15 protein-coding genes are annotated in these 12,116 nt (G+C 70.8%); 8 read left to right on the top strand and 7 right to left on the bottom strand.

Going from position 1 to position 12,116, the window contains the following annotated elements; genetic code table 11:
• Positions 1 to 1,482 carry a dihydrolipoamide acetyltransferase family protein gene (locus ACLJWH_RS19575; protein WP_411143014.1) on the top strand — a complete coding sequence of 494 codons (1,482 nt, stop codon included), beginning with the start codon at positions 1 to 3 and terminating at the stop codon, positions 1,480 to 1,482.
• A 90-nt stretch (positions 1,483 to 1,572) separates the two neighbouring features.
• On the opposite strand, the gene ACLJWH_RS19570 is transcribed toward ACLJWH_RS19575, so the two are convergent.
• The 3 genes from ACLJWH_RS19570 to ACLJWH_RS19560 all read right to left on the bottom strand — a co-directional run bounded on the left by ACLJWH_RS19570 (position 1,573) and on the right by ACLJWH_RS19560 (position 2,709).
• Positions 1,573 to 1,827, bottom strand: a complete 255-nt coding sequence (locus ACLJWH_RS19570) for a type II toxin-antitoxin system RelE family toxin (protein WP_052857351.1) — start codon at positions 1,825 to 1,827, stop codon at positions 1,573 to 1,575.
• Positions 1,824 to 2,171, bottom strand: a complete 348-nt coding sequence (locus ACLJWH_RS19565) for a hypothetical protein (RefSeq protein ID WP_411143013.1) — start codon at positions 2,169 to 2,171, stop codon at positions 1,824 to 1,826. The genes ACLJWH_RS19570 and ACLJWH_RS19565 overlap by 4 nt, the downstream gene beginning before the upstream one ends.
• Before the next feature lie 97 nt (positions 2,172 to 2,268).
• Positions 2,269 to 2,709 (bottom strand): ATP-binding protein, encoded by a 441-nt coding sequence (locus ACLJWH_RS19560; protein WP_411143012.1) that lies wholly within the window; start codon positions 2,707 to 2,709, stop codon positions 2,269 to 2,271.
• Between the two features lie 240 nt (positions 2,710 to 2,949).
• On the opposite strand from ACLJWH_RS19560, the gene ACLJWH_RS19555 reads away from it, so the two are divergent.
• The 4 genes from ACLJWH_RS19555 to ACLJWH_RS19540 are packed head-to-tail and all read left to right on the top strand — an operon-like array spanning position 2,950 to position 4,435.
• Positions 2,950 to 3,828: a helix-turn-helix domain-containing protein gene (locus tag ACLJWH_RS19555; protein ID WP_411143011.1), complete on the top strand. Its 879-nt coding sequence runs from the start codon at positions 2,950 to 2,952 to the stop codon at positions 3,826 to 3,828.
• 5 nt (positions 3,829 to 3,833) lie between these two features.
• Positions 3,834 to 4,100, top strand: coding sequence for a DUF397 domain-containing protein (locus ACLJWH_RS19550; protein WP_411143010.1), 267 nt, complete (start codon positions 3,834 to 3,836; stop codon positions 4,098 to 4,100).
• Positions 4,018 to 4,254 (top strand): Scr1 family TA system antitoxin-like transcriptional regulator, encoded by a 237-nt coding sequence (locus ACLJWH_RS19545; protein WP_411143009.1) that lies wholly within the window; start codon positions 4,018 to 4,020, stop codon positions 4,252 to 4,254. Before ACLJWH_RS19550 ends, ACLJWH_RS19545 begins: the two co-directional genes overlap by 83 nt.
• Position 4,255: 1 nt before the next feature.
• Positions 4,256 to 4,435: a DUF397 domain-containing protein gene (locus ACLJWH_RS19540; RefSeq protein WP_411143008.1), complete on the top strand. Its 180-nt coding sequence runs from the start codon at positions 4,256 to 4,258 to the stop codon at positions 4,433 to 4,435.
• Here ACLJWH_RS19540 and ACLJWH_RS19535 read toward each other — a convergent pair.
• Positions 4,422 to 4,598: a hypothetical protein gene (locus tag ACLJWH_RS19535; protein ID WP_411143007.1), complete on the bottom strand. Its 177-nt coding sequence runs from the start codon at positions 4,596 to 4,598 to the stop codon at positions 4,422 to 4,424. The genes ACLJWH_RS19540 and ACLJWH_RS19535 overlap by 14 nt on opposite strands.
• Before the next feature lie 242 nt (positions 4,599 to 4,840).
• Here ACLJWH_RS19535 and ACLJWH_RS19530 point away from each other — a divergent pair, with 242 nt between their 5' ends.
• The 3 genes from ACLJWH_RS19530 to ACLJWH_RS19520 all read left to right on the top strand — a co-directional run bounded on the left by ACLJWH_RS19530 (position 4,841) and on the right by ACLJWH_RS19520 (position 7,918).
• On the top strand, positions 4,841 to 5,692 hold the full coding sequence (locus ACLJWH_RS19530; protein ID WP_411143006.1) for a GNAT family N-acetyltransferase: 852 nt from the start codon (positions 4,841 to 4,843) through the stop codon (positions 5,690 to 5,692).
• 148 nt (positions 5,693 to 5,840) lie between these two features.
• On the top strand, positions 5,841 to 6,593 hold the full coding sequence (locus ACLJWH_RS19525) for a GntR family transcriptional regulator (RefSeq protein WP_411143005.1): 753 nt from the start codon (positions 5,841 to 5,843) through the stop codon (positions 6,591 to 6,593).
• Entirely contained in the window at positions 6,590 to 7,918 is a 1,329-nt protein-coding gene (locus ACLJWH_RS19520; RefSeq protein WP_411143004.1) for an MFS transporter, read from the top strand. Before ACLJWH_RS19525 ends, ACLJWH_RS19520 begins: the two co-directional genes overlap by 4 nt.
• Here the strand turns inward: ACLJWH_RS19520 and ACLJWH_RS19515 are convergent.
• The 3 genes from ACLJWH_RS19515 to ACLJWH_RS19505 form a co-directional block, all read right to left on the bottom strand.
• Positions 7,877 to 10,357 (bottom strand): NACHT domain-containing protein, encoded by a 2,481-nt coding sequence (locus ACLJWH_RS19515; RefSeq protein WP_411143003.1) that lies wholly within the window; start codon positions 10,355 to 10,357, stop codon positions 7,877 to 7,879. The genes ACLJWH_RS19520 and ACLJWH_RS19515 overlap by 42 nt on opposite strands.
• Before the next feature lie 107 nt (positions 10,358 to 10,464).
• Positions 10,465 to 11,289 carry a maleylpyruvate isomerase family mycothiol-dependent enzyme gene (locus tag ACLJWH_RS19510; RefSeq protein WP_411143002.1) on the bottom strand — a complete coding sequence of 275 codons (825 nt, stop codon included), beginning with the start codon at positions 11,287 to 11,289 and terminating at the stop codon, positions 10,465 to 10,467.
• A 314-nt stretch (positions 11,290 to 11,603) separates the two neighbouring features.
• Positions 11,604 to 12,098: an LURP-one-related/scramblase family protein gene (locus ACLJWH_RS19505; protein ID WP_411143001.1), complete on the bottom strand. Its 495-nt coding sequence runs from the start codon at positions 12,096 to 12,098 to the stop codon at positions 11,604 to 11,606.
• Positions 12,099 to 12,116: the final 18 nt, after the last annotated feature.

The raw sequence follows: 12,116 nt of genomic DNA, 5'->3' as shown, positions 1-12,116 counted from the left end.
ATGACCATGACTGCGAGTACTGCGAACGACCAGCGCTTCCGAGAGTTCAGGATGCCCGATGTGGGCGAGGGGCTCACCGAGGCCGAGATCCTCAAGTGGTACGTCCAACCGGGCGACACCGTCACCGACGGCCAGGTCGTCTGCGAGGTCGAGACCGCCAAGGCCGCCGTCGAACTGCCCATTCCCTACGACGGGGTGGTGCACGAGCTGAACTTCGGCGAGGGCGTCACCGTCGATGTCGGGACCGTCATCATCTCGGTGGACACCGACCCCGGTGCCGGGCCCGTGGCGCCCGCCGCGGCCCCCGCGGCCGAGGCGCCGACCGCGCCCGCCGCCCCCGAAGCGGACGAGGAGCCGCAGGGCCGCCAGGCCGTCCTCGTCGGCTACGGCGCCGCGCCGTCCTCGACCAAGCGCCGCCCGCGCAAGCAGCAGCCGGGCGTACCGGCCCAGCCGGCCGCGCTCCAGGCGGAGCTGAACGGGCACGCGGCTCCGGCCGTGGCCCCCGCCCCCGCCCCCGCGGCCCCGGTGGCGGCCCCCGCGCCCGCTCCGGCCCCGGCTCCCGTGGCGTCCGCCCCGGCCGCCGGCCGGCCGCTGGCCAAGCCGCCGGTGCGCAAGCTCGCCAAGGACCTCGGCATCGACCTGGCGACGGTGACCCCGACCGGCCCCGAGGGGATCATCACCCGCGAGGACGTGTACGCGGCCGCCGCCCCGGCGCCGGCCCCGGCCGCCGCCGCCCCGGCCGCCGTCACCGAGGCGCCCGCCCCGGCCGTCGCCGCCGCCGACCGGGAGCGCCGGGTGCCGGTCAAGGGCGTACGGAAGGCCACCGCGCAGGCGATGGTGGCCAGCGCCTTCACCGCGCCGCACGTCACGGAGTTCATCACCGTCGATGTGACCCGCACGATGAAGCTCGTCCAGGAGCTGAAGCAGGACCCGGACATGGCCGGTCTGCGCGTCAATCCGCTCCTGCTGGTCGCCAAGGCGTTCCTGATCGCGATCAGGCGTCACCCGGACGTCAACGCGGCCTGGGACGAGGCGAACCAGGAGATCGTCTACAAGGACTACATCAACCTCGGGATCGCGGCGGCCACCCCGCGCGGCCTGATCGTCCCGAACATCAAGGACGCGGGCACCAAGACGCTTCCCCAGCTCGCCACGGAACTGGCCGAGCTGGTGTCCACCGCCCGCGAGGGCAAGACCTCACCGGCGGCGATGTCCGGCGGCACGGTCACCATCACCAACGTCGGCGTCTTCGGCGTCGACACCGGCACCCCCATCCTCAACCCGGGGGAGTCCGCGATCCTCGCCTTCGGCGCGGTCAAGCTCCAGCCGTGGGTGCACAAGGGCAAGGTGAAGGCGCGCCAGGTCACCACCCTCGCGCTCTCCTTCGACCACCGCCTGATCGACGGCGAACTGGGCTCCAGGCTCCTCGCGGACATCGCGGCGGTGCTGGAACAGCCCCGGCGGCTGATCACCTGGGGGTGATCCGGTACGGCTGATCACCCGAGGCTGAACAACAGCGAAGGGCCGCCCCGTCGTCGCGGTTGACGGGGCGGCCCTTGCGCGTTGCCGTGGTCAGGCGGCTGTGCTGCCGACCATGAGGATCTTGATCGCGATGGTCCCGTCGTCGATCTCATAGGTGGCCCGGTAGGCACCGATGCGAAGTCGCCGCAGGCCGGTACCGCCGAGCTTGCTGCTGGCGGTCGGTTCAGGGTCGTCGGCGAGCGCGTTGATCGCCTTGACCAGCGGTTTTACCGCTTCGCCATCGCGAGCCCTGAGCCGTTTGAGCCCCTCGGCGGCGGCCCGCTCCCAGATGATGGTGTAGTTCAAGAGACCGCCGTCCCCATGACAATGGCGTCGATCTGGCCTTGAGTGGACTTGGGGCCGCCCGCGGCGCGTGCGTACAGGGATACGGCCACGTCGGCGAAGTCGATCGCCGTCTCGCGGTCCTGCGCGTCCGCTGCCGAGTCCGCCAGCGCCTGTGTCCACCAGTGATTGAGGAAGGCTTCGAAGCTGCCGGAGTCGGCCAGTGTGCCCAGCTCCGCGTAGAACGCGGCACGGTGGTCGAGGCGGAGTGCCGCGCCGATGGCTTCGATCGCGCGCGGGATGTCCCGGCCCGCGAACCCGGTGGCTTCCCGAGCCTCTGCCACTGCGCGCTGCCACTCGGCTGTCATGGTCGTCCCCTTTCGCCGTCCTGCCACGGTAACGCTCCCGGCGCCCTCGGGTTCCGGGCACGGAGCCGGTCCCGGGCCTCGGCCACGGGTTCGCGGGTTACGCATCCGCGCTCCTCGAAGTATCCAGCTCCGCCCACACCGTCTTGCCGACGATCCGGTCCGCGACACCCCAGCGCGTCGCGAGCGCGCCGACGATGTGCAGGCCGCGGCCGGACTCGGCGTGGTGGCCGGGGTCGCTCCGGGGCAGCGGCCGGCGTTCGCCTTTCGGGTCGCTGACCGCGATCCGCAGACAGCCGCCCGCCGGGCCGCCGCGGAGGAACAGCTCCACGCGGAACAGCCGATCGCGCAGGCACCCGTGCCGCACCGCGTTGGTGATCAGCTCGCTGGCCAGCAGCGCGGTATCACCGGCCGCCTCCGGATGCCCCCACTCGGCGACGAGCCGCGCCACCCGGCGTCTGGCGCGGGTGACGTTCGCGGGGTGCGGGGTGTAGTTGACGACGTCGTAGCGGTCGCCAGGCTCTCCGGCCTCCACAGCCATGGACGCGCACCTCCTAAGTGCGGTCGTGGTGCCCGTACGGTGCGCGCTCGGTGATGACGGTGGCGATGCCGCGTCCGCGCAGGGCGGGGCGGTGCACTTCCGTCAACTGGCGCCGCTGTGCGAGCGGTTGATTGCAGAACGTAGTGAGCCATCTTGTGTGGGTGCAAGTTGTTCGGAGACAATTGGCTCCAGCGGGTGAACCGTGTCGACCGGGTGGCACCAGGGGGCGAGACTGAGCCCGTGAAAGAATCGGCTCAGCTCGGTAATCGGGCGTCAACTGTCCTGGGTCGCAGGCTCGGTGGGGAGCTACTGCGCCTGCGCGATGCGTCGGGCAAGACCCAGCATCAGGCTGGCCAGGCGATCAGCGCGACCAACTCGAAGATCGTCAAAATGGAGCGCGGCTGGGTGCCCATGCGGGACCCGGATATCCGGGTGCTGTGTGAGCTTTACGGCTTGGACGACCCGAAAGCCGTCGGTCAGCTGCTCAGCCTGGCGCGTCTCGACCGGGAGCGCCGCAAGGCGAAGGGCTGGTGGAACCAGTATCCGAAGCTCTTCTCGCTCGTCGAGTATGTGGCGCTCGAAGACGTGGCCACCAGCATCAGGACCTGGCAACTCGCCATCATTCCAGGTCTGTTGCAGACTCCGGACTACGCCCGGTCGCTGGCTGTGGGAAATGGTGTCTGGGAGGACCTGGCGGAGATTGAACCGTTCGTTGATTCACGGATGGAGCGGAAGCGTCGGCTGGCCGGCGAAACGCCGTTGCAACTGTGGGCCGTGCTCCATGAGGGCGTGCTCCGCCAGTTGGTCGGTGGACGTGCGGTCATGAGGGGCCAGCTCGAACACCTCCTGGAGGTGGCGCGGCAGCCCAATGTGCGGATTCAGGTGGTCCCATACCTGGCGGGTGCGCATCCTGGAATGACCAGCGCTTTTACCATCGTGTCGTTCGCCGAACCTGGCGCGATGGACGTGGTGCACATGGACACCACCTCGACTACCGTCTGGCTCGAAAGTGAGACTGACGCCGCACACCACAGGGGCACCTTCGACCGCATCACGCGTATGGGGCTCGCGCAGCGCAGCTCAATCAGCCTGATAGACGGTATCCGCAAGGAGTTGTAGGGCCTGTGGCCGAGTTTGTCTTCGTCAAGTCCAGTTACAGCGGCGGCAACGCGGGCCAGGAATGCGTCGAGGTCGCCGTGAACATACCCGGCGTCATCGCCGTCCGGGACTCCAAAGACCCGGGCGGTCCGGTGCTGCGGTTCGAGCCCGCGCAATGGGCCGCGTTTCGACGGGTGCTGACGGTTGCAGGTGCTGCCCTTCCACGTAGGCGCACACCCATGTCTGACCGGTCCGTTCAACATCGTCTCGTTCGCCGAGGTCGAGGCCGCTGACGTCGTGTACATGGACACGGTCGGTGGGACCGTGTGGGTGGAGAGTGCGGAGGAGAGCGCGCAGCACAGTACGCGCTTCGATCGCATAGCCAAGGTCAGCCTGGCGGCCAGCGATTCCGCCATCCTCGTGGACAGCATTCGGAAGGGCCTGTGACGTGTTCGAGTTCCGGAAGTCCAGTCACAGCGCCGAGGGGATGGACTGTGTCGAGGTCGCCGTGAACATACCCGGCGTCATCGCTGTCCGGGACTCCAAAGATTCGGACGGCCCGATACTCAGATTCGCCCCCGCGCAATGGGCCGCGTTTCGGCGGGTGTTGACGCTCAGTCGAGGATGAGGTCCACGGCGCGGCTGAAGTGGGCCAGGGGGCCGGTCGGGGTGTAGGGGTCGGGGTTCGTGGCGCCGCGGGTGAGTGCGGCGCCTGCCCAGACGGCGGCGACGATCAGTGCTGCCACGACGGTGTTCCGGGTGCGGCGTCCGGCGTTCGTCCTGGGCTGCATGGCTCTCTCCCCCTTGAGTGGCGGAGCCTCCCCGGCTCCGTATCTCCATTCAGTCATGAGGTCCGGGCCGATCCGTACGCGTCAGGTACGGTCTCTCGGCGGATTTCCGTCCGCCTTTGGTCGTACCCGGCGTACTTCTTACGGCAGAGGAGGGCCGGCAAAGGGGGGCCGACAGACGGGGGCCGGTAGGCGGGGCGGAAAGCCGTTTGCCCTTGTCGGGGGCGCTGTTTACGGTCGGTGAAATGAGCACCGACACCATCATCCGGCGTTACCGGCCGACCGACGCAGATGCCGTGACCGACCTGTGGTCCAGGGCCTCCAAGCAGGCGCACCCCTTCATAGTGGGGGAAGGGGAGGGCGAGCGGGCCCAGGTGCTGCGCGAGGTGTACCTCGTCCAGGCCGAGAACTGGGTCGCCGAGCGCAACGGCACCGTCATCGGGCTGCTCGGCCTGCTGCCGGGGGACGGAGCCGGGCCGGCGGAGATCGGCGGGCTCTTCGTGGCGCCGGAGGCCCAGGGCAACGGCGCCGGACGGGCTCTGCTGGAGCACGCCGCGGCGCTGCGCGGTGCGCTGACCTTGGAGGTCTTCGCCGGTAACGAGCGGTCCCGCCGCTTCTACGCGCGGGCGGGCTTCACCGAGTCCGGCCGGGGGACGGACGAGGAGACGGGGCACGAGGTGGTCACCATGGAGCGCGCGGCGCCGCTGAAGTCGGTGTCCTGGCTCCATCTGCGCGACGGGCTGCTGCTGAGCGTGCGGACGGCGGGGAACGACACGTTCTACCTGCCGGGCGGGAAGTACGAGCCGGGTGAGACCGCGGCCGAGGCGCTGGCCCGGGAGCTCGCCGAGGAGGTGGGCGTGGTGGTGGCCGCGGACGAGCTGACCGTCGCCTTCGACGTCCACGATGTCGCGCACGGCAGGGGCGGCCGACGGTTGCACATGACCTGTTTCACGGGCGGACCCGAGACGTTCGAGCCGGTGCCGGGCCGGGAGATCGCCGAGTTCGCGTGGCTGGGGCCGGACGATACGGACCGGTGCGCCCCGGCGTTCCGCCAGGTCGTGGCGCGGCTGGTGGCCGACGGCCGGATGGCGGGCTGAGCGAACGGCCGGGGAGCCCGGCGGGACGGTCGGCCGTCGGGCTCCCCGGCCGGGGTAAAAGGCGCCTTACCAGCACAAACACCTCCGCCGGTGTCCGTATCGCGGACACGGGATTCGTATGCATATCTGTTGTATCTATCCTGTGTGCATGGCATCCGCAGCTCCGTCCGCGACCACCGTCCCCGCCCGGCGATCCGGTTCCGCCGACTCATCCGCCGACCGGTCCACGGACCGGGCCGCCAAGCCGCCCGCCAGACCGGCCGTGAAGCAGCCGCCCGCCGCCGAGCGGGTCTACACGCACATCAAGGACGCCGTCCTGGAGCGCCGCTACGAGGGCGGGATGCTGCTCACCGAAGGGGAGCTGGCCGAGGCCGTGGGCGTCTCGCGGACGCCGGTGCGCGAGGCGCTGCTGCGGCTGGAGGTCGAGGGGCTGATCAGGCTCTACCCGAAGAAGGGCGCCCTGGTGCTGCCGGTCTCCGCGCAGGAGATCGCCGATGTCGTGGAGACCCGGCTGCTGGTCGAGAAGCATGCGGCGGCCAAGGCGGTACCCGCGCCACCGGCGCTGCTCAGCGAGCTGGGCGAGCTGCTCGCGACGATGAAGGAGCAGGTCGCGGCCGGCGATCTGGCCGCCGTCTCGGCCACCGACCGCGCCTTCCACGCCGCCATCGTGCGCAGTGCGGGCAACCAGATCCTGGACCGGCTCTACGAGCAGCTGCGGGACCGGCAGCTGCGGATGGGCGTCGCGGTGATGCACGCGCACCCCGACCGGATCGCCAAGAACATCGCCGAGCACGGCGAGATCCTGGACGCCCTGCGGGCCGGCGACCCGGAGGCGGCCACCGACGCCGTGCACCGGCACGTCAGCTGGGTCCGCAGTCTCGCGCAGGGGGACGCCCGATGAGCGGCAGTACCGGCGCCGGGGGCGGTGCCGCACGGCTGCTGCCCTCGGACCCGCCCGGCGGCGGCCGGGCGATAGCCGTCTGGGGCATCGGCGTCGCGGTCTACTTCGTCGCGATCACCTACCGTACGAGCCTGGGCGTGGCTGGTCTGGACGCCGCCGACCGCTTCCACATCAACGCCTCGGCGCTCTCCACCTTCTCCATACTCCAGCTGCTGGTCTACGCGGGCATGCAGATACCCGTCGGCCTGATGGTCGACCGGCTCGGCGCCAAGAAGGTACTGACCTTCGGCGTCGTGCTCTACACCGTCGGCCAGTTCGGCTTCGCGCTCTCCGAGTCGTACGGTCTGGCGCTCGGTTCGCGCGCGCTGCTCGGCTGCGGTGACGCGATGACCTTCATCAGCGTGCTGCGGCTGGGCTCCCGGTGGTTTCCGGCCCGCCGCGGCCCGCTGATCGCCCAGATCGCCGCGCTCGTCGGGATGGCGGGCAATCTGATCTCCACGCTCGTCCTCGCCCGGCTGCTGCACAGCTTCGGCTGGACCCAGACCTTCGCCGTCAGCGCGGTCGGCGGCGTCGTCGTCCTCATCGTGCTGCTGCTCTTCCTCACGGACCACCCCGAGGGCCACGAACCGCCGCCCGCGCCCGCCGAGCACTCCGGCGCCACGTTCATCCGCCGCCAGATCACGGACGCCTGGCGCGAGCCCGGCACCCGGCTGGGCATGTGGGTGCACTTCACCACCCAGTTCCCCGCGATGGTCTTCCTGCTGCTGTGGGGCCTGCCGTTCCTCGTCGAGGCGCAGGGGCTGTCCCGCGCCACCGCCGGTGAACTGCTCACCCTGGTCGTGCTCGCCAACATGGCCGTCGGCCTGGTCTACGGCCAGATCATCGCCCGGCACCACGCGGCCCGTACACCGCTGGCGCTGGGCACCGTCGCCGTCACCGCCGTGCTGTGGGCCCTCACCCTGGTCTGGCCGGGCGACCACGCGCCCATGGCACTGCTGATCGTGCTCTGCGTGGTGCTGGGCGCCTGCGGCCCCGCCTCGATGATCGGCTTCGACTTCGCCCGGCCGGCCAACCCGCCGGAGCGCCAGGGCACCGCCTCCGGCATCGTCAACATGGGCGGCTTCACCGCCTCGATGACGACCCTGCTCGCGGTCGGCGTCCTGCTGGACGCGACCGGCAACAACTACCGGATCGCCTTCGCCTCGGTCTTCGTCCTGGAGGCCCTCGGCGTCTCGCAGATCCTGCGGTTGCGGCGGCGCGCGGTGCGGCGGGAGCGGGAACGGCTAGTCGTGAGCCGGGTGGAGGCCGTCCACGTCCCCGCCTGAGGCGTCCGGGCGGTGGTGCCCGTCCGTGGCACGGGGTGAGGGGTTCCCGTCCGGGGCCGGGGTATTCGGGTGGCGCGCGGCGGAGCCGTTCTCCGGGGCGTCCGCGTCGCCCGGGGCGGCCTCGGCCGGTGTGCTCCCGCCTGGCGATTCCCCGTCGGACGTGGCGGTGTCCGGTGCGGGCGCGTCCGACGGGCTCTCCTCCGACGGACTCTCATCCGGCAGGGTCCCTTCCGGCAGGGTCCCTTCCGGCAGGGCCGCGCCGGTCCGGTCGCGCTCCGGCGGGGCGAGCCGCTCCCGCAGCCGGCCGTGCCGGAACTGGTAGACCGAACCGGCCTGCCGCAGTACGCCCCGCTGGTGCGCCTCCTCGCAGAACGTCATCAGCCGCCAGGGCAGCCGGCCGCGCAGGGCGAGCAGACAGCGGGTCAGCTCGTACTGCGCCCAGGCCGACCGGGCGAGAATCCACAGGACGGCCGTCACCCCGGCGAGGACGAGCAGCGCGAGCACGGGGGGTGTGACGTCGATGAAGACACGCAGCGCGGAATAGGCGAGCAGACAGCCGGCCACGGTGATCAGTGTGGCGCTGACCGCCCGTCTTCGGGCGCCGGTGAGAACGGTGCGGGGGGACGCGGCCTTGTCCTGTCGCGGCGGTGCGGACAGCAGTCCGTAGCCGAAGACGACGACGGCGAGGACGGCGGCGGTGATCAGCAGCGCGGGTGTCCGGGCGGCGACAGGGGCGGGGGAGAGCGGCCGGTACTCGGGCAGTTCCGACCGCTTGACCTCGACCATCTTGTACTGGTCGGTGGCGTTGTTGCTGCTCGGGTCGTCCAGGACCAGCTGGTAGCAGTGGCCGTCGACCACCACATGGCAGGTCGATGCGTTCAGGTTCACGAGATTGATCCCGAGGACCGCCAGGGAGACCAGGCCGAGCAGCAGCCCGACGACCGCCAGCGCCGCCAGCAGATTGCGGCCGAGCTTCGTGAGATACCGGCGGGCCTGTCTCAGCCGCCCGCGCTCCTGCTCGATCGCCTGCCACACCGGCGTCATCAGGTACTCATCGGTGACCGGGAAGACGAACAGGAAGCCGACGACGACGGCAGCCACCCCCAGCCCCACATACAGCCACGGCCCGAGGGTCTCCGGTACGGCGCGCCACGCGAAGAGGAGGGCCGCCGCGTACCAGACCGTACCCGCCACGGTGCCGAAGAACCCGGAGTGCCGGCCGAGCATGCTCTCCGGAAGGCGCCACCAGGCCAGGTCGTCGCCGTCGGCGCGGCGTGCCAGCTCCGTCAGCCACCGCCGCGCGGAATCCGCCGGCCAGCGGTGCGCCGGTCGGTCGCGGCTCTCCGGGTCCGTGGACGGTGCGGGTTCGTCCTTGAAGGCCGCGGGCACCACGCCGTCCAGCAGATGCCCCTCCACGTGCGTGGCATCCGGGAAGGCGTCGGGGTCGAGCAGGGGGTCGAGCGCGGCGCCGGTGCGGGCGTACTGGGCCCGGAGCAGGGTGACCATCAGCGGGCTGCTCACCACCGCTTCCATCCCGGGGCGTTGGGCCAGCTCCGCCAGGGCCGGGCCCCACCGGTCGGGGTGCTCCCCGTTGTCGGCCTTGCGCAGGAAGTCGGTGACGGCGGACAGCGACACCGGCTGGGCCTCCACCACCACGGCCCGCGTCACACCGGAGCCCCGGGCGGCCACGTCCCGGAACTCTCGGGTGCGGCAGGTCAGGATGACCGGGTCCCCGCTGTCGAAGGCGCTGTCGATCTCCGGGAGAGCGGTCGCGCGGTGGTCCGCGCCGATTTCGTCCAGACCGTCCAGTACGGGCAACACCCGCCCCGCGTCGACCAGTTGCCGCGCCGTCACCTCGCCGGTGAGGACGGAGCCGTAGTCCTCGCCGATCCGCCGTATCGTCCAGTCCCGGAGCTTCTCCTGCTTCGGATACCAGGAAGCGAGCGGGAGCAGCACCGGGACCGCTGCGGGCTGCGGCTCGTTCGCCATCGCCAGCACGAGCCGGATCGCCAGCGTCGTCTTGCCGGAGCCCGGTTCGCCCAGGAGCACCATCCGCCGGTGCTCCGACGCCCGGAAGGCGGCGACCAGCCGGTCGAGCGGGTCGGCGGCGGGGTCTGTTTCACGTGAAACCGCGGCGGCAGGGTCTGTTTCACGTGAAACCGGTAACGCCGCACCGGTCGTCCAGCCGACGGGCAGCGGGTCCGGCAGATGCAGTCCGCGTTTGCGGGTCTCTTCGCGCCACTGGCCGTACACCACGTCCGCCAGGGCGGTGGCCGCACGGTCGATCGGCGAGGGTTCCGAGGCCAGGGAGTACGAGACGTCGCCGACGATGGATCCGGCCTGGATGACGGGCCCCTGGTGACCGTTCGAGATGTGGTTCCCGACCGAGCCGATCGTCGGGCCGTTGCCGTCCCGGGGTGTGCCGTCCTTCGCGTTCATGGCCCCCTCCATGACCAACGTTGACCGAGTGCCCCTCGTCAGACGCCGGGCCCGCCCTGCCGGTTCCCGCCGCGGAGCCCGTTCCCGGACCGGCCTCGGGGCCTCCGCTACGGCGTGACCGCGAGCTGGTCCAGGATCGCCGCGGCCAGCTCCGGGTCGCCGTCGACCTTGACGCGTTCGGCGACGGCGGCCGGACGGACCCGGCCGCAGGCCAGCTGGACGAAGGTGTCCCAGTCCAGCGCGAACGTCACGGTCGGGCCAAGCGAGACACTGCCGTCGACCGTGGCCCTGCCCTCCGCGTTGGTCCGGACCGTGCGCAGGAACTCCATCGGCCCGCTGACATCGAAGACCACGGCCGAGTCGGCGGGCGCCTTCGCCCTCTTGGCGACGACAACGGGCAGCGCGTTCACCAGCAGATCGCGCGTCACATACGCGCCGGGGGAGTCGAGGTTGCCGGGCTTGCCGAGCACCCGGCGCAGGTCCTGCTCATGCACCCAGACGTCGAACGCCCGCTGCCGCAAGACGAACTCCAGCGTGCGGTTCTCGCCGAGCGGGCTGCGCATCTCGGCATCCGGCTTGCGGGTCTCGTTGCGCAGCTGCCGGGAGCGGCGGATGACGGTGTATTCGAGCTCGCTGACCATCTCCAGCGCGGTGTGGTGCCGGCGGACATCCACCTGCACCTCCATGCGGCGGGCGAACTCGCTGCGGACGTGGTAGAGGTCGCGCGGCAGCGTGTGGATCGGCCGCGGGTCGCCCAGCATCTCGCACTCCACGCCGATGATGTGCGAGACGACATCGCGCACGGACCACCCAGGGAGGTCCGTCGCCACGCTCCACTCGCTTTCGACGAGCGGCTTCACCAGCTCGACTATGGCCTCTATGGAATGCGTCCAGGCGTCGATGGAGGGCTGGAGGCTGGGATGGACGGTCACGTGACCCCTCGGACTGTTCGTACGCGGGCTGCTGTCTGTGCAGTCAAGTTACGCTGCGCACGGGCACCCCGGCAGTGCTTTCGGGGCACCATCGTAGGCCGATGTTCGACTGCGGACGGGTCCGGAAGCGCGGTCGGTGATATCGTGCGCGCCCCTTTACCCCGGATTTGCCGCGGCCTTGACGGAGCCGGGCGACGATCGCCGCTCCCGGCCGCCCTGCCCGCGCCCCCGGCCGCGCCCTCCTCCGCGCTCCGTCTTGCCCTCTGGGCCCTCTCGGCCCTCCCGCGTCCGGTCCGCTCAGCCCGTCCCGCCGTTCAGCCGTCCCCGCGCTCCCGCTCCGCCAGCCGGATCACACACACCGCGATGGCGATCAGCAGCGGCGGATCCGCGTCCTCCCGTACGACATTGACCGCATAGGTGTCGCGCAGGGTCAGCCAGCGCCGCGAGATGTCGGCGAGCAGCTCACCGTCGTACTCGACCGCGAACTCGCGGTCCAGGATCTTCCCGCTGACATCCAGTTCCGTACCGTCCACCATCTCGACGCGGTAGTGATGGCGCAGCAGCGAGAGCCGCTTGCGCCGGACCGTGGCCAGCGGCCGGTCGTCCCGCTCGATGGTCATCGCATCGCGCAGGCTGAGCATCTTCTTCCGGATGACGATCAGCACCCGCCGCTGAAGGTCCTTCAGCTCGAAGGTCTCGCGCAGCCGCAGCGCCTTCCCGTCCACCAGGAAAACGTGGCGGCCGTGTTCGTCCTCGATCCAGTAGTCGTCACCGATGCCGAAGATCCGGTCGCGTACGAGATATTTCATGGGTCACGTGTTCCCCGC

Source organism: Streptomyces sp. x-80, assembly GCF_046549095.1.
Lineage (GTDB): Bacteria > Actinomycetota > Actinomycetes > Streptomycetales > Streptomycetaceae > Streptomyces > Streptomyces celluloflavus.
The sequence above is the reverse complement of the archived record's forward strand: the minus strand, read 5'-3'. Positions and strand labels throughout refer to the sequence as shown.